This window comes from Acetobacter sp. JWB, assembly GCF_003323795.1.
GTDB lineage: Bacteria > Pseudomonadota > Alphaproteobacteria > Acetobacterales > Acetobacteraceae > Acetobacter > Acetobacter oryzifermentans.
This window is the reverse complement of sequence record NZ_CP030871.1, coordinates 170,782-187,379: the sequence shown is the minus strand read 5'-3', so window position 1 is coordinate 187,379 and position 16,598 is coordinate 170,782. Positions and strand designations below refer to the sequence as shown.

Annotated in this window: 13 protein-coding genes; 9 read left to right on the top strand and 4 right to left on the bottom strand. The window is 44.8% G+C overall.

The window, feature by feature from the left end; all coding sequences use genetic code 11:
• Nucleotides 1-11: 11 nt before the first annotated feature.
• Nucleotides 12-938 carry an urea ABC transporter permease subunit UrtB gene (gene urtB / locus DS739_RS00865; RefSeq protein ID WP_035352482.1) on the bottom strand — a complete coding sequence of 309 codons (927 nt, stop codon included), beginning with the start codon at nt 936-938 and terminating at the stop codon, nt 12-14.
• 63 nt (nt 939-1,001) lie between these two features.
• Nucleotides 1,002-2,216 carry an urea ABC transporter substrate-binding protein gene (urtA, locus tag DS739_RS00860; RefSeq protein WP_089179863.1) on the bottom strand — a complete coding sequence of 405 codons (1,215 nt, stop codon included), beginning with the start codon at nt 2,214-2,216 and terminating at the stop codon, nt 1,002-1,004.
• A gap of 260 nt (nt 2,217-2,476) precedes the next feature.
• Between urtA and DS739_RS00855 the strand changes: the two genes are divergently transcribed.
• Nucleotides 2,477-5,305: an ATP-binding protein gene (locus tag DS739_RS00855; RefSeq protein WP_039891859.1), complete on the top strand. Its 2,829-nt coding sequence runs from the start codon at nt 2,477-2,479 to the stop codon at nt 5,303-5,305.
• Here the strand turns inward: DS739_RS00855 and DS739_RS00850 are convergent.
• A protein-coding gene (locus DS739_RS00850; RefSeq protein ID WP_197051022.1) for an IS5 family transposase occupies nt 5,295-6,091 on the bottom strand; the annotation gives its coding sequence in 2 pieces (ribosomal slippage) (nt 5,295-5,752 and nt 5,752-6,091; 798 coding nt in all). The two genes, DS739_RS00855 and DS739_RS00850, sit on opposite strands and share 11 nt — an antisense overlap.
• Before the next feature lie 95 nt (nt 6,092-6,186).
• Here DS739_RS00850 and DS739_RS00845 point away from each other — a divergent pair.
• Nucleotides 6,187-6,660 (top strand): response regulator, encoded by a 474-nt coding sequence (locus DS739_RS00845; protein WP_081461455.1) that lies wholly within the window; start codon nt 6,187-6,189, stop codon nt 6,658-6,660.
• Nucleotides 6,657-7,556: a DNA-binding response regulator gene (locus DS739_RS00840; RefSeq protein WP_006116731.1), complete on the top strand. Its 900-nt coding sequence runs from the start codon at nt 6,657-6,659 to the stop codon at nt 7,554-7,556. The genes DS739_RS00845 and DS739_RS00840 overlap by 4 nt, the downstream gene beginning before the upstream one ends.
• A 48-nt stretch (nt 7,557-7,604) precedes the next feature.
• Here DS739_RS00840 and DS739_RS00835 read toward each other — a convergent pair whose 3' ends face one another.
• On the bottom strand, nt 7,605-8,612 hold the full coding sequence (locus DS739_RS00835) for a formamidase (protein ID WP_006116730.1): 1,008 nt from the start codon (nt 8,610-8,612) through the stop codon (nt 7,605-7,607).
• Between the two features lie 388 nt (nt 8,613-9,000).
• Between DS739_RS00835 and DS739_RS00825 the strand changes: the two genes are divergently transcribed.
• From DS739_RS00825 to DS739_RS00805, 6 genes are all read left to right on the top strand, one after another.
• Entirely contained in the window at nt 9,001-10,203 is a 1,203-nt protein-coding gene (locus DS739_RS00825; RefSeq protein ID WP_006116729.1) for a hypothetical protein, read from the top strand.
• Nucleotides 10,204-10,270: 67 nt separating this feature from the next.
• On the top strand, nt 10,271-10,714 hold the full coding sequence (locus tag DS739_RS00820) for a hypothetical protein (protein WP_035352509.1): 444 nt from the start codon (nt 10,271-10,273) through the stop codon (nt 10,712-10,714).
• Between the two features lie 506 nt (nt 10,715-11,220).
• Complete coding sequence (locus DS739_RS00815) at nt 11,221-12,492, top strand: autotransporter strand-loop-strand O-heptosyltransferase (RefSeq protein WP_006116727.1); 1,272 nt, start codon at nt 11,221-11,223, stop codon at nt 12,490-12,492.
• Between the two features lie 402 nt (nt 12,493-12,894).
• Nucleotides 12,895-13,221 carry a hypothetical protein gene (locus DS739_RS14370; protein ID WP_006116726.1) on the top strand — a complete coding sequence of 109 codons (327 nt, stop codon included), beginning with the start codon at nt 12,895-12,897 and terminating at the stop codon, nt 13,219-13,221.
• Nucleotides 13,222-13,520: 299 nt separating this feature from the next.
• Nucleotides 13,521-13,697 carry a hypothetical protein gene (locus DS739_RS14365; RefSeq protein WP_006116725.1) on the top strand — a complete coding sequence of 59 codons (177 nt, stop codon included), beginning with the start codon at nt 13,521-13,523 and terminating at the stop codon, nt 13,695-13,697.
• Nucleotides 13,698-14,229: 532 nt separating this feature from the next.
• Nucleotides 14,230-16,584 carry a TonB-dependent siderophore receptor gene (locus tag DS739_RS00805; protein ID WP_035353938.1) on the top strand — a complete coding sequence of 785 codons (2,355 nt, stop codon included), beginning with the start codon at nt 14,230-14,232 and terminating at the stop codon, nt 16,582-16,584.
• The last annotated feature ends 14 nt before the right edge of the window (nt 16,585-16,598 follow it).

The window sequence follows — 16,598 nt, the reverse complement described above, 5'->3', positions numbered from 1 at the left end:
ATTCCCTTCTCCTAACGACGGACTTTAAGGGCGAACAGACCCTGTGGACGCAGCATGAGAATACCTATGACAGTAAGCAGAACAAGCACTTGCGCCATGGAGCCATTAAGGAAAAACTCAAGGATAGAACGTGCTTGAGAAATACTGAATGAAGACGCAATTGTCCCCCCCAGACTTTCAGTACCTCCAAATGCAACAACCAAAAATGTATCCACAATATATTGCTGGCCTGCCGTAGGGCTTGTGGACCCAATCATGGTAAAAGCCGAACCCGCAACACCGGCAACTCCACAACCTAAACCGAAAGTAAAACGATCAACCCGTTCGGTATTAATGCCGACATTACCAGCCATTGTCCGATTTTGCATGACTGCACGTACCTGCTTACCCCAGCCTGATTTATAAAGCAGAGCATAGATTGCACCGGTAATTAGAAATGTAATCGCAATGACAATCATACCATTGATAGGAATCTGAATAGTATCACTGAGATTCCATGACCCCATCATCCAGTCAGGAAGCGTTACCCCTACTTCACGGGCACCAAATGTTGACCGAAAGACTTGCTGCAAAATCAAACTAACGCCCCATGTAGCAAGAAGTGTATCCAGCGGTCTTTTATAAAGAAAACGTATTAATAACCATTCCAGAAACATCCCAGATATACCAGCAACAATAAATGCAAGAACCACGGCAACAAAAAAATATAGCCCAAACAGTGCTGGCGCCCATTGCGCAAAAACATAGGAACAGACGTAAGTTGTGTAAGCCCCGAGGATCATGAACTCCCCATGAGCCATATTGATCACACCCATCTGACCAAAAACGATGGCCAGACCCAATGCCATCAGGAGAAAAACTGAAAACAAGATGAGCCCAGCAAAGCTTTGCATAACAAAAATGGATGCCAGGTCATTGAATGAATATCCCGAAAGCATAACCAAGTATCTCCTGATGAGGGGAGAAAGAAAAACCAAATGAACGCTCAGTGCCCACGCAGTTTATTGATATCCAACGGGGAACGGGTTCGGCTCCATGAGTTCTGGTGTTTCATAAATTACATCGAACTGACCATCTGTGCGGGCACGCCCAACCAGTGTTTTACTCCACAGATGATGATTTTTATGAATCCGCACATAACCTTCTGGAGCATTCTTGAATTCAATACCCGGAGATGCGTCAATCACCTTACTGATATCGAAAGTTCCGGCCTTTTCTACTGTAAGTTTCCATAGCCATGGCCCCAGATAAGCTGCTTGTGTAACATCCCCAATGACACTTTTTTCGCCCCACATTTTTTTGAAAGCCGCAACAAATTTTTTGTTGTCAGGAGTATCAATGCTCTGGAAGTACTTCATGCATGCGTAAGCGCCTGCTATATTTTCACCTCCAATGCCAAGTATTTCATCTTCTGTAACGGAAATGGTCATCAGGTTGTGTTTGGATAGATCCAGACCTGCGGCCTTAAGTTGCTTGTAAAAGGCCACATTTGAACCACCAACAATGATCGCATAGATCACATCTGGCTTCATGAGCTTAATTTTATTGATGACGGAGTTGAATTGAGAGTCCCCCAGCGGGAAGTATTCTTCACCCACCACACGGGATCCCTTAAGGTGATTCTCAATATGCTTGCGCGCTATTTTATTCGCTGTTCGGGGCCAAATATAATCAGACCCGAGGAGATAATATGTTTTCGCGTTCTTCTCCTTACTGATCCAGTCAAGGCCCGCAAGAATCTGCTGTGTAGCCTCCTGTCCGGTATAGATCACGTTACGTGACTGCTCGAGTCCTTCATAAAATGTCGGGTAATAAAGCAGCCCATTGTACTGTTCGAATACAGGTAACACAGCTTTGCGTGATGCAGATGTCCAGCACCCAAAGACAGATGCGCATTTGTCATTTTCAAGAAGTTTACGCGCTTTTTCGGCAAACGTTGGCCAGTCACTGGCGCCATCTTCCTGAATGAAGTTGATTTTTCGGCCGAGAACGCCGCCACTTTCATTAATCTGCGCAATGGCCAACTTCTCTGCTTCAACAGACCCGATCTCGCTCAGCGCCATGGTGCCTGTGATAGAATGTAGAATTCCAACTGTGACAGTATCATCGGTAACGGCTAGCCCCGTCGTATTCACTGCGGCAGTCGATGGAACATCTGCATATGCAAGACGAGATAGAAGAGGAGTGAGTGAAAGAGCTGAAAGACCAGCAAGCATCTGACGACGGCTGGCTTGTTGCTTCAAAAGATCAATTTTCTTGTCAGGCATAAGACCTACCACCTTGGCTGCGAGTGTCGATACACTCCGTGACAACAACCTGACTGTCGGAAAGTAGGCACGCGTTCGCCATACGTCGATTAACGTACAACAATGGGTCTAAAAGACTCTTTTCATTTCGGAATCGTTATTTACTATACATTCGACAGATTTTTGGTCCACACTCTAGCAGAAGCTCTCATAGTATCGTGGGGAGACGCATGTTCCCACATCAGCGAATCATCAGATCACGCCGCACCTACAACCGCTGGGTCGCGGATGAAACAATGGAAGATTATGCCTTGCGCTTCACGCCCGAAGCAGCACGGCGATGGTCTCCTTTAAGTGTCGCGAATACAGCCTTTGGGGGTGTTTCTTTTCTTGCCCTCGAAATGATTGGAGGTATCGTCTTTTTAAAATATGGCTTTCCAAACGCCTGCCTAGCACTGCTGTTGGGTATTGCGCTGATTTTCCTATTAAGCCTCCCTATCAGCTACTATTCCTCACGCTATGGCATAGATCTTGATCTACTTACACGTGGTGCTGGCTTCGGTTACATTGGTTCAACTCTTACCTCTCTTATCTATGCGTCATTCACTTTTATATTTTTTGCCATAGAAGGCGCGATACTCTCCGACATACTCAAAATGTGCCTCAATATCCCCCTTTGGCTAGGTTACATATTTTCAGCACTCGTTATCATTCCGATAGTTGCCAAAGGTTTTACTCTTATAAGCCGCTTTCAGAGATGGACTGTTGTACCATGGCTTACTCTTCAGCTACTCCCTCTCTTGGTTATTGCCTGGAAGCAACCTGTACCTATAACAAATTGGATACATTACGCAGGCACGCGTGAACTTCCTGTTTTGGAATTAGCCGGAATTGGAGGGGCTCTGTCGATCATATTTTCTGTGATTACCCAAATCGGTGAACAAGTAGATTTTCTTCGCTTTCTTCCCGTGCCTAAACAGACGTACCAGAAATGGACATGGTGGGGCGTACTCCTTACATGCGGTGCGGGCTGGATATTCCCCGGTGGGTTGAAAATCCTTGCAGGTATGTTTCTAGCGTGGATTGCTATTATCCATGGCGTGCTCCCAGTAGAAGCACAACAACCTACAACCATGTATCTCCTTGCCTTTCAGCAGGTAACATCGGTTCATGGCCTTGCGCTCGTACTGACCATTCTGTTCATTGTGCTGTCACAGCTAAAAATTAATATTACAAATGCTTACGCAGGATCTATTGCATGGTCCAATTTCTTTTCCCGCATGACTCATAGCCACCCCGGGCGCATTGTGTGGGTGGTATTCAATGTCGGGCTGGGCCTACTTTTGATGGAAATGGATGTATATAGCACCATTGTGCATATGCTGTTCCTCCATTCAACAATTGCAGCCTCGTGGATAGGTGCACTTACATCAGACCTCATCATCAATAAACCACTTGGTTTTAGCCCAGCAGGAATCGAATTTCGCCGCGCCTATCTTTACGACATCAACCCTGTAGGTATGGGAAGCATGACAGGCGGCCTTGTTATAGCCGCAGCAAGTTACACGGGGCTATTTGGTGACACATTATCAGCTTTTTCCCCATTTATCGGGTTAACAACCTCCTTTTGTCTGGCGCCTTTTATCGGATGGTTGACCGAAGGACGTTATTATCTGGCACGCCCTCCCCTCTCTCTTCAAGGCGACAAAGTTCATTGTGTGTGCGTGATTTGCAAAAACTCTTTTGAACAGGAAGATATAGCCTTCTGTCCTGTCTATACGGGGTTTATCTGCTCGTTGTGTTGCACGTTGGACTCCCGTTGTCGCGATGCATGCAAAGCAGAAACAGCACATCTTTCAGGGCAAATAAAAAAAGTAACCTACAGTATATTCCCTAAATTTATTGCTAACCAAGTATCTGGTATTTTAGGTCGTTATTTTATTATTTTTTCGATACTTATTTTTTGCACAGGTATTATTTTATACAGCATTTATATAAACATTTTAAAAATTCCACACATTGTACCCAACCAGCTTTACATTATTTTCTGGAAAACATTCTTTTTGCTCAGTGCACCTTTAACCGTCATTGCATGGTTTCTGGTACTCAGCCAACGCAGTTATCGTGCCGCAGAAGATGAAAATAGATTTCAAACACGTCTTCTTATGAGAGAAATACATGCGCACAAACGCACGGATCAGGAATTAAAAAAAGCTAAAGAACGTGCTGAATCAGCTAATCTTTCAAAAAGTCGATTTATGGTAGGTGTTAGTCACGAAATCCGTACACCTCTCAACTCCATCATGGGTTATGCTTACCTTCTAGAAAATAAAATGCTCACGCCTGAAAAACAAAATGAAGGATTAAAAGTTATACAACGAAGCACAGAACATTTAAGTGGTCTGATTGAAGGTTTATTTGATATTTCAAAAATAGAAGCGGGTCGTATGGAGATTCTGCGCGAAAAAATTAATTTTCGAGAATTTCTAAAACATCTTACTGAAATGCTTCGTTTTCAGGTCAATCAAAAAAAACTGCTATTTATTGAGCATATTCCAGATGATCTGCCTGAATACGTTATGACAGATCAAAGAAGACTCCGACAAATTTTAATTAATCTTCTTTCCAATGCTATCAAATTTACACCAAGTGGATCTGTGTCATTTTCCGTCAGATGGAACATGGAAATTGCAATTTTTGAGATACAAGATACAGGGATAGGAATACCCGCAACTGACATAGAACGTATTCACGAACCCTTCCAGCGCAGTTCTCACCCTGCTTCACAAAGCATTCAGGGAACCGGGCTTGGTTTAACTATAACTCGCCTTCTTGTACAGATTTTAGGAGGTGAACTCACAATCAAAAGCCAGGTTGGACTGGGCACAACTTGCCGCGTGCGGCTAATGCTCGCACAAACAGAATCAAAGGAAAGCCCGGCGCCTGCATATAATGTTCAAATACATGAAGGTAGTAAGCGCCCATCTGTTTTTGTTGTTGATGATGATAGTATTCATCGCGGAATGATAAATGATGTTCTAGGGCCTGTTAGAGCTTGATCCAGTCTGCTGCGGCAGCGATGTGGATGACCGCGAGGAACGACGTTGCTGTTTTTTCATATCTGGTTGCGACAGCGCGCCACTCCTTGAGGCGAGCCCAGAGGTTCTCAACGAGATGCCGACACCGATAGGCCCATTTGGGGCAGGCGACCGGGCCATCGCGTCGTTTCGCAGGAATGGCTGGCCGTGCTCCCATGTCCCATATCCGTTCACGCATGGCGTTCGACGCGTAGCCCTTGTCCGCTACTACCCACAGGGGAGTGGCGGGAAGGCTGTCGAGCATGGCTGGTGCCAGAGGCAGTTCATGAGCCTGTCCAGGGGCCAGCGCAAAACCGAAGGCTTTTCCATGTCCATCAGCGATCACGCAGACTTTTGTGCCATAGCCACCGCGAGAGCGGCCAAGTGCTTCACGATGGTCTCGCTCTTCGAAAGAGGCCCCTTTTTTTGGGCTCCCGCCGCTTTGTGGTGAGCCCTGATGTTTGTGCCATCCAGAAAAGTCATTCCGAATGCCACTCCCTGTTGTTCCTGAACCAGTGCGAGCAGCCGCTCCCATACGCCGAGCTTCGCCCAGCGGATGAAAAGCTGCGCAGCCCGCCACCACGGACCCAGTTCAGCGGGGATACTCCGCCATTTCGCGCCATTCTCATGACGCCAGAAAATCGCTGCTATCGTCCGCCGCAGATCATGTGGCGGCGTCTTGCCCCTCGGGCGAACCTCCTCAATCAGAGGTTCCCAGATCGCCCATGTCTCGTCCGTAAAGGTGCCTGTTCTGTCTCCTTCTTCCATCCCTACAATATGGGAAGAAATTCAAGATCTAACAGGCCCTAGAGCCTTTTGGGTTTTTAGTTTACTCTGCAGCAAGTGCGCAAGAATGCCTTGATATTGCAAAACATGTTCGGATCGATATTTTCCTTATTGATATCAACATGCCCGAAATGAATGGATGGGAATTAGCACGTCATTTACGGAACAGTATAAACCATGATTCTACTATCTTTGTTATTTCTGCTGATGAACAAACGCGCTTAGGTAACAACCGAGAAGGACTTTGCAATAGCATTCTTTCCAAACCTGTTTCAATTCCAGATCTGCTTCTTCTTATAAACCAAGCACTCAGTGCTATAAAACCGTCTCCAAAGCCAACAAAACCCTCGGCTACATCTCTTCATAGATTACCAGATAACCATCTTGCAGAATTACGTCGCTTATCTCGAATTGGACATGTTGCCGGAATCATACGTCTTCTTGATAAAATAGATGATTCCGTTGATGCTCAGCTTATTCGCGATATGGCTTACCGATCGCAAATGCAAAAATTGCAAAAATTTCTAGAAGATTATAAGGAAATATCATGAACGGCATTGTTCTTGTTGTAGATGACAGCCCAGAAAATCTTTCTCTTATAATGAATATATTGGAAAATTCTGGCTTCACTACTCTTGTTTCGCAATCTGCCAAGAATGCCCTTTCCATACTTTTAGATGTAGATGTTGATCTAGTGCTTTTGGATGCTCTTATGCCAGAAACAAATGGTTTTGAAATGTGCACACAAATGAAACAGATGCCAGCGCTATGTGATATTCCTGTCATATTCATGACTGGTCTTTCTGAGCAAAAACATATTGTACAGGCTTTTGATGTTGGCAGCGTTGATTATATCATCAAACCTATACAACCGCCTGAACTTCTAGCTCGTGTTCAAACTCACCTTAAAAACGCTCGCACCACAAGATCTATCTACCGAGCAATTGATTTTTCCGGGCGCCATTTTCTAGCTGTAAACAAACAAGGGAAAATCTTATGGTTTACGCCACAAGTTCCCCTGATTCTGGACGATACCCTCATCGCAGAGAGCTCATATCTTCCTGAAGATATCTTACACTGGTATCAGCATTGCCAAATAGAACCCACCATAGCAGAAGTATGCTATAAACATCCAAATAAAAGTAAGAATATAAATGTAAATCTTATTTTTATGGGACAACCAGAACCGGAAGAATTTCTTATACGTCTAACTGTTTCTAAAGAAGGGAATGAGATTGCTTCATTACAAAAACGCCTTAATCTAACAGCGCGAGAAGCAGAAGTTCTATTCTGGATTTCAAAAGGCAAAACCAATCGGGATATTGCAGAAATACTTTCTATCAGCCACAGAACAGTTAATAAACATCTTGAACAAGCTTACGTAAAAATAGGGGTTGAAAACCGTGCATCTGCAACCGCACGTGTTCTTCAAGCCCTTCTGGTGTAGATAAAAAACAACCACCTGCCTTATTTAACAGGTGGTTATTATCAAAAACTATTTTGGCATTGGACCAAGTTTTACGCCATCAGGATAGTATTTCCACCCATCTCGAATACGAACCTTATTATCCCATGGAAGCTTATATTCTCCTGCAGCAAGATCTCTTACCCATGTGAGGTAATTTTCTTTCTCTCCTCCAGGTTTTCCAACATAAGCACGACATCCAAGATTAAATATATTGTTTTCTAGTGCCCAGTTTTCACGTGCTTTATCTACCAAACGAGGGAACAATTCCGCCGTGACAATTTCCCATGGGTTGCGATGCCCTTGTTGGATCACATTGCCATCATAATTACAGATTGTGCCTTCACCAAAATAATAAAATACGTTGTCATACCCAGCCAAATTGACAGACATGGTGTACATAAGATTCTGCCAGGCATTTGTTTTATTAGTCCAAACCCACTGATCATTGACCTGTGTCGAATATCCAGAAATACGGATATAAACATTAGCTCCTTTATAAGCAGCTTCACGCGCTAGTTCTGGAAACATACCATCGTGACAGATGCATACAGCCAACCGCGATCCTTTAGGGCCTTCACACACAGGCATTCCCAAATTACCTGGAGACCAAGGCTCAATCGGTACCCATGGTTGTAGCTTACGATAATGTAAGGCAATTTCACCCTCAGCATTAATAATAATGGCTGTATTATAAGGAGGTAATGAAGGATTCTCGTTTTTCTCCATCAGAGAAAATACACCCCATACAGCGTTCCTACGGCATGCCTCTTTAAAACGAGTAATTTCTTCACTTTCGAGGGTCAGCAACATCTCATCATAAGTCCAGATTGCCGTATTGAGACCCTGCGTTGAATACTCAGGAAAAACTATAAGGTCGAGATCCGGATACCCTGCCTTGGTTGAATCAACCGCACGACAGATCTGGTCAACCTGTGTCTGAATATCTTCAGGACCTTTAATGACCGGGACCGGATATTGAATCAATGCAACAAGAAGGGCTTCTTCCCACGCACTCACACTGCCGGTGCTTCCCATGAATCTCTCCCATACTTTGTGTCGAAAACCTATTTAGGTTCGGTGGTATGTGGTTTGGAGGCATATATTCCTCAAACCCGCTTCATGATCGTCCGATATAATATGGCTTTTGGCCCATACGTTGTTTGACGTACAGAAAATGAAAATTTTATATTTAAAAACAAAACATACAAAATTTTTGCAAAATAAATTTAACAAAAATATTGATTGTATTTTGTTTTATAAGGAATTTTTAAATTTTATTATTTTACTGTCCGTTTTCCAGAAAATTTTCAAAACTGATTTACCTCATTGGAATAAGTCATTTCACGCATGCAAAAATTTAGGTTCGTTATCGTAATGTTATAAATGTAACCCAACAGTGAACCTCGGATAAAGGAGGGAACGCATGATTACGGTCAGTTCAAGGTTTTCGAAAAATTGGACGATACATCTTTCTCGCTCTAGTCGCATCCTTTCTACCTGCTTCATTTTGGGAGCCATAACCTCACAATATGCACATGCTGCAGTCACGGTAAATTTTGGCAAGGATCAGTTTTTTACGCTTGGAGTTGGCGTCAAAGCGCAGTACCTATCAAAAGATCCGAATGCAACACCAAGCAATTCAAGTGCCGCCAGCGCAAGCAACTTACGTATTTATATGGGAGCACAGTTCCATAAATATGTTAAAACAACCGTCAATCTTGAACGATTGCGTGACGGAAACTGGAACGTTCTTGATGGTATTTTGCAGATTGAACCCTGGAAAGCATTCAATGTTTGGGGCGGTCGTATGCTCACCCCAAGTGATCGCTCCAACCTTGATGGACCATACTTCCTTAGTACATATGCCTTCCCCATTGTTGCTCAATACCCTGGAGCCTGGTCTGGCCGTGATGATGGGCTGGCCGTTTGGGGCAGACTTCTAAAAAATCATTTTCGCTATGTGGCCGGTGTCTATCGCGGTCATAACTGGCAGCGCGATGCCTCCAACTATGGTGAGCATCCTTTGTTTGCCAGTCGCTTAGAATACAACTTCCTTGATCCCGAACCATCACCCGCCTACTACACAGCCAGTACTTATTATGGAAAAGCTGACATCCTTGCTATTGGCCTAGCAGGCCAGTACGAAACGGATGGTGTAGGTACAGCACAACAAAAAGGCGATTATAAAGCCTGGAATATTGATGGCCTATTTGAAAAACGAATTGGCCCCGATGCACGCTATGGTGTTTATACTTTAGAAGGTGCCTACTATCAGTATTATACGGATGGCGTAAAAGATATTGCCGCAGGTTATCACCAACGTTCTGCAGATTATGGGAATGTTGGAGGTATCAACAATGGTACGGCTTTTCTGGCCAGCACCGCTTACCTTATTCCTTACACACTAGGCTGGGGCCGGTTACAGCCTTTGGTACGATACCAGCAATTTCGCTATAAAAAAGATATGTACGGCCCTGGCCATCCTAAAACCACCCAATTTGATACTGGCGCAAACTATGTTCTGGATGGCCATAACCTTCGTTTTACCTTTGACTATGTCAGGTACAAACCCATGGGCACGCACGCGTCCAATGCTTTCTTACTGGGAATGCAATTTCAGTACTAATCACTGCGCCTAATAAAGGTAAATTATATCATGGATGGTTCAAAATGAACTTCTGGGAGATAGGAAAATGCTAAACCTAAAGCAACGAGTAGTAAGCGCTGCTGCTGCTCTAACTATCAGTATCATTGGGAATACTGCATGGGCCGTAGAGCCTGCGTTGGAAAGTCTAGATTGTCGGCACCTCTTTGTAGAAGATGTGAAACTTTCAGACAAAGTTGATGCGCTACAGCACAAGGAAGAAACCGATATAGAAAACGGAAATGCAGAAGAAGACAAAGGATTTTTTGTAAAACTTGATCCAATACCAGGTATAGGTGTTATGAAAGGTATGACCTTAACCCCAGCAGGTAAGCCTCTTCGAGAAGATTCTACCGAAATGGGACTAAACACTTTACAAACACGCCTGGCATCCGTACGCAGTATAGAACAGCGTAAGATGTGTCCTGAAATAGGAATCTCCCCTCAAAAGCGTACAACTATCCTTGATGATCAAGTACGTAGCGTCCAGTAAATTCAAAATTAAATGTAATATTTTCAAATACTTATATATAATAAAATATATTTTTCTATATGCATTAATACACGTTGAAAAAATTGCACGCGCCATCTTTCTGGCGCGTGCTTTCTGAGTCAGCATGCAACCTTAATACCAAAAGCATATTCGCAAAGCTGAAAAACTAGCAACATGTTGCAACACGATATGATCACTGAGTTTATACATTCTTGTCTGGCATCCACTCGCAACAAGTTTTATCATTCCCTATCAAAGAATGAGTCCTGAGCTTAAAAATACATGGGAGTTCTTTGTTTAACCCCTATCAATTGCGCAAAATTTTTATGAATATTTATGTTTCGATTGCGCTAACATAAATAAATGTTATAAGTTTGTCCCGTAATTAGTTAACAACTCAATAGGCAGGGTTTTATCCTCGCGCAATTCGATGGTTTAGAAAATGAAAACACATGTGCATTTCCAAGACAAAAATAGTCAAACATTCTTTATTGGTGGTATAAAACATGACTGATCAGACAACGGCAACCAGCACTCAAGCTAATCAGTCCAAGACAATACAAGGGGCCCCATATCCCACAGCTGCCGCGCTTCCCACACAGCAAGCGCCAAAGAATATTCGGTTTGATTTTAACGAGGGGTGCCGCGTTCACCTCCCTTTGTTGGGAGAAACGGAAGGGACTTGGCGTATTGAACTCGCAGATCTGGATACCGGAAATATTTTGTTTGCACAGACGGGCTTGAGCCAAGCGCTCGTTCGTTCATCCAAGCGCTGGTACGTGCGGTTTGGCATCACTGTCTGGCAGGATGTTACAGCAGAAGACGGAAAAGTTACCAGCACGCAGGTTTTTTCCCACGCTTACGATTCAAAAAATAAGCAGGTTCTTATCATATTCCCTGTCGGAACATTGGGAGATACGTTGGCATGGGTACCCTATGCCGCACGTTTTGCGGAAACGCGGCAAGCGCAGGTAACATGCGCCATGTCCGAACTCCTGATTCCATTATTTCAAAATGCCTACCCACACATCAATTTTGTTACGCATGATGATGTACGAACAAAAAAACTTACAGAGCAGGCTTACGCAACTTATTATCTAGGCCTCTTTTTTGATGATGCCACTTGTGATTGGCAACCTTCCGACTTCCGTTTGGTGGGACTACATAAAACGGCAGCCTATATTCTTGGGGTTAGTCCCAAAGAAGAACCTGCAAAAATCAGCTTTCCAGATGAAGGACGCCCTATTGAGGAACCTTATGTCTGTATTGCCGCTCAAGCATCATCTCAATGCAAATACTGGAACAATCCGACGGGATGGGATGAAGTTATTAAATGGCTGAAAGCCCAAGGATATCGGGTGATCTGTATTGATCAGAAAACCGTACATGGTACTGGTATTGTCTGGAACCATATTCCATATGAAGCAGAAGACCAAACCGGTAGTCGCCCTCTCACAGAACGTGCGCGCTGGCTGAAACATGCAGAGTTTTTTATCGGGCTTGGCTCTGGCTTATCTTGGCTGGCATGGTCTACCGGAACCCCTGTGGTCATGATTGCTGGCTTTAGCCACCCGACAACCGAATTTGAAACGCCTTTCCGTATCATCAACTGGCACACCTGTAATTCTTGCTGGAATGACCCGAAAGAGCGTTTTGATCACCATGATTTTTTATGGTGCCCACGGCATGCCAACACGCCGCGCCAGTTTGAATGCACGCGCCTTATTACGGCGAAACAAGTTATTGAAACAATAAAACCCATTGTTCATAAAAAATAACGATCATTTCATATACTTCTCAAAGTACTACCATTGGTGGTGACAGCAGCAACACTGAGCAGAACGGCAGCACTGCCAGCGGTGTTACTGCTGAGGCCGAGGGATATAACATGTTTATAGTAATGGGGCCGCCATTAGCGCACTCATATCTGGCGGCACGCTTGAAACTGTTGGATCAACCTCGTTTACATCAGCAACAACAGGTGAGAATATTCTCGCCTCCTCTGGCGGCACAAGTATATCAGCAACTTTAAAAGAACCTTATGTTACCATGAATCTTTCTGGGTCTGCTTCGGATACAACTCTTTCTGCCGGTGCTGTTGATGTCCATACAGACGGTGAACTGACTGATACAACAACCTAGAGCGGTCTCATTACCTGTCTGGCGGCAATGTCACGGCTGTGAATGCAACACATGGCAGTGGTGGGATTATTGTTGATGATAGCGGCAACTTAACCTCCGCAACGCTAGCAAGTGGTGGATATATTCATATTTCTGCTGGTGGTTATGTTGCTGCCGATACTAAAATTATAAGCGGTTATGCGATAGTTTACGATGATGGAAAAGTTTTTAGTAGTTCCATACAAAGTGACATCATAACTGTTTCTGGCGGCAGCATTTCTGGCCTTCACCTCAACACAAGCGGGTTTATTAATCTCTATGATGGAGTTCTGCCACAGATATTACTAGCACCGGAAACAACCTTACAAACGGGAATAGTGGTGTAAACGTTTCAGGCGGTACACTTCAGAATATTACATTTAATAACAGAGGTTATGACTTTGCTTCCAATACATCTCTGGCAAACACAACAACCAATACCATTGTAAGCAGCACCACTGCCTTTGAAGCTGTTTCTGCAGGAAGAAGCTCTATTAGTGCCACTATAAGTGATGGTAGTCATGAATATGCCAATGCGGGCGCTACAATCACTAACCCAACCGCTAAAAACGGTAGGGCAATCACCATTCAAAACGATGCATCATTAAGCATTGGAAGTGACAGCCAGTTAAGCAGCACCGTAACTTTGTTAACTGGTAGCAAAGCATCCATCTATTCCGATGCTGGCAGCACCATTATTATGGATGGTCATACAAATACGGGTTTGGTCATTTCTGGTTTTAACGGCGCACCTGCTGGCAATTCAGATGGGATTGTGCTGGACGGTATAAAAGATGGAGATGTTTTGAACCGTTGTAAATAACCGTCGTTTAATGGGTATTGCTGTGGGAAACGTACATTTCCTTTCTACCAAACATCAGCATAAAATCACGTCTCACCTTCAGGCCCAAAAACCAGAAGGCTGGCACGATACAAATTGGACTGATTGCGCATGGATCAATGGTAACGCTGCACTGACTCTGGCAAGGTAACTTATCCCACTGCACTATTGGCATTCTGTCCATAAATATTCGCGCAGCAGAACCTTTTTAGTTAATCATCAGAATAAAGCAGATACCAAACGTTCTGCCTAATATGTCAATACAATACTTATTTTAAGCAGGCTCTACCTTTTGTAGGTAGAGCCTTTGTTTCTAGCGTTACTCAAGCGCTCGCTGCGCATCTTATCGCTCTGCAGTCCATTCAGCATAACTGTATTATTTTAGCATCACTCTCCATCCATATTCATTCATATACAGATTTATGTACCAATATATATAGACAAGCTGACATCCGGCCCGGCAAAAGAAACTCACCCCTTGTTTTTTACTTTAAACCCGGACCTGCCAGAATCTATGCACGATCGTTTTCATACTTTTTGCGCCGCTGGAACGTTTAGCGCCCTTTTGTTGACAACCTCGGCACTGGCTGCAACGCCTGATCCTACAAAGCCGCATGCAAGCAGCAAACAAGCTGCTATAAAAACAGCAGCACCAAAAAAACAAGCCACCGCCGCCCCTATTGCAGGGATACTGGATGGCTCCAATGGTGAGACTGTGAATGTTCATGGCCATCATGCCGCAGATGGCACTGCCGCCAAATATATGAACAAGATTGTTTATCTTGGCCCATTAGGTAACCGAGATACTTTGGATACGCCCTATTCTGTCATGGGTGTTCCGCACGATGTTGTGGTGAACCAACAGATCCGCAACCTCAATGACATGGCGCAATATCTCCCTTCCGTGCAGTTGGAAGTTCGGGGTGATCCCAACACATCTCGCCCACAATCTCGTGGGTTTGAGGCCGATGTCATCTCCAACTCTCGTCTTGATGGGCTAAACGTTGTTGCCACCACACCTTATGCGGCAGAATGGGTAGACAACCTGCAAGTTCTGAACGGCTTGGCAGGCGCAATGTATGGGCCAGAAAACCCAGCCGGTGTTTTTGAATATACCCTCAAACGCCCAACAGATCGGCGTACAGAACGCCTTTCTGTTGGTGTAGATTCCATCGGCACACCAACAGTTAATGGTGACATTTCTGGTCGTTTGGGGCGGAATGGCTGGTTTGGTTACCGCCTGAACATGCTGCATGCCAACGGCACCGCTTATACGCAAGGCAGCATGGTTCGCCGCGAAATGGTCAGCGGTGATTTTGATATCCACCTTGATGACAAGACGGTTATCGAAATTGATGCCAGCCACTACACTTTTGACCAGCGCGGTACTGCTCCCGGTTTTGGTATTCTAGCAACCGGAGTGGGCAGAGATAAACTGCCCGAAGCACCGGATCTGAGCAAACGTCTGGCTCCTGAATGGAGCGGCTACAATATGGAAACCAATACGTTTCTTGCCAAAATCAAGCACCAGATCAACAAAGATTGGAGCTTCACACTGGGTGGTTTGTATCAGGATGCCGCCAGACAATCCTTTGGTGTGGCTGATACATTGTGTGATGGCAGCAAAACCTGCGGTGGCCTAACTGGTAGCAATGGCTGGTTCAGTTCCAAAGCAACTGCCACAACCACGGCGAATGATTTCCGTGTTGGCAGTAACATGGCCTATTTTAACGGCCGTGTTCACACCGGGCCCTTGCAGCATGATCTGGTGATTGGCACCAACGGTTACATGATGGGGAATTATAACCCCACAGGTGCAGTTACAAGCGCACAGAACTTAGGGGTATATAATCTCTCCGGCCCCTCCCCTTCCAGCGGCACACAGCCTTATTATCATGGGCGTTATAAATCCAGCAGTGTCACTAGCCAGTCTTTTATTGTGGGTGACACCATGCGCATCAACAAACATTGGTCTGTTATGGGCACACTTGCCTGGAGCTGGATCAATCAGGAAAGTGCGCTTAACTCCAAAAGCCCTCTCAGAAAAACTTTTGATACATCAGCAGCTTTTAGCCCCACAGCCAGCGTGATGTACAAACCAACAGATAACCAGACCATCTATTTTACTTATGGTCGTTCTGTTGAAGCAGGGCCTGTTACCCCTAATAGTGCAAGCTACACCAACACAAACATGGCGCTGCCCATTGCCCATTCTGAAGAATATGAAGTGGGCTACAAACTGCGTTACAAAACAATGCAGTTTAACGTTGCCGGTTTCCGTATGACATCACCATACGCAATGTATGTGGCCGCAAAAAACCCGGATGCAGGTTGCGCAGCCATGACAAATTGCCAGACCTATCAATACGGCGGCACACAGCGCAACTATGGTATAGAAGCCCAGATTTCTGGCGAAGTGCTGCCTAACCTTTCTGTACTTGCTGGCATGACCTGGCTGGATGCAGAACTAGTGCACGCAGCATCTTCCTCACTTAATAATAAGGAAATTGTTGGCGCAGCACCTTTGCAGGCTAACATGTTGCTGGATTATCGCTTGCCGGCTTCCATGGGGTCATTTGCCTCTGGTTGGGCCTTCAATGCCAATGTGCATTACATGGGCAATCGCGCAGCTAACGTTACCAACACACTCCATACCGGGTCCTACACCACGTTGGATCTGGGTACGCGCTATGCATTTCATGTGGCACAATTTCCATGGGTTGTACGTTTTGGGGTGAGTAACGCTACTAATGAACGCTACTGGGCCTCGGTTTATACCGGCGCACCAAGTGGCACATCTGGCGCAGCATCCAGCTTGTATGCTGGCCTGCCACGTGTTTATCACTTCACTTTCTCTGCGGAGTTCTGATACTCTTTTCCGTA

Excerpts from the sequence above, each read along its gene's own strand:
- DS739_RS00820 (WP_035352509.1), top strand. The coding sequence starts at position 10,271 with ATGCTAAACCTAAAGCAACGAGTAGTAAGCGCTGCTGCTGCTCTAACT.
- urtA (WP_089179863.1), bottom strand. The coding sequence starts at position 2,216 with ATGCTTGCTGGTCTTTCAGCTCTTTCACTCACTCCTCTTCTATCTCGT.
- DS739_RS00835 (WP_006116730.1), bottom strand. The coding sequence starts at position 8,612 with ATGGGAAGCACCGGCAGTGTGAGTGCGTGGGAAGAAGCCCTTCTTGTT.
- DS739_RS00840 (WP_006116731.1), top strand. The coding sequence starts at position 6,657 with ATGAACGGCATTGTTCTTGTTGTAGATGACAGCCCAGAAAATCTTTCT.
- urtB (WP_035352482.1), bottom strand. The coding sequence starts at position 938 with ATGCTTTCGGGATATTCATTCAATGACCTGGCATCCATTTTTGTTATG.
- DS739_RS00855 (WP_039891859.1), top strand. The coding sequence starts at position 2,477 with ATGTTCCCACATCAGCGAATCATCAGATCACGCCGCACCTACAACCGC.
- DS739_RS00825 (WP_006116729.1), top strand. The coding sequence starts at position 9,001 with ATGATTACGGTCAGTTCAAGGTTTTCGAAAAATTGGACGATACATCTT.
- DS739_RS00815 (WP_006116727.1), top strand. The coding sequence starts at position 11,221 with ATGACTGATCAGACAACGGCAACCAGCACTCAAGCTAATCAGTCCAAG.
- DS739_RS00805 (WP_035353938.1), top strand. The coding sequence starts at position 14,230 with ATGCACGATCGTTTTCATACTTTTTGCGCCGCTGGAACGTTTAGCGCC.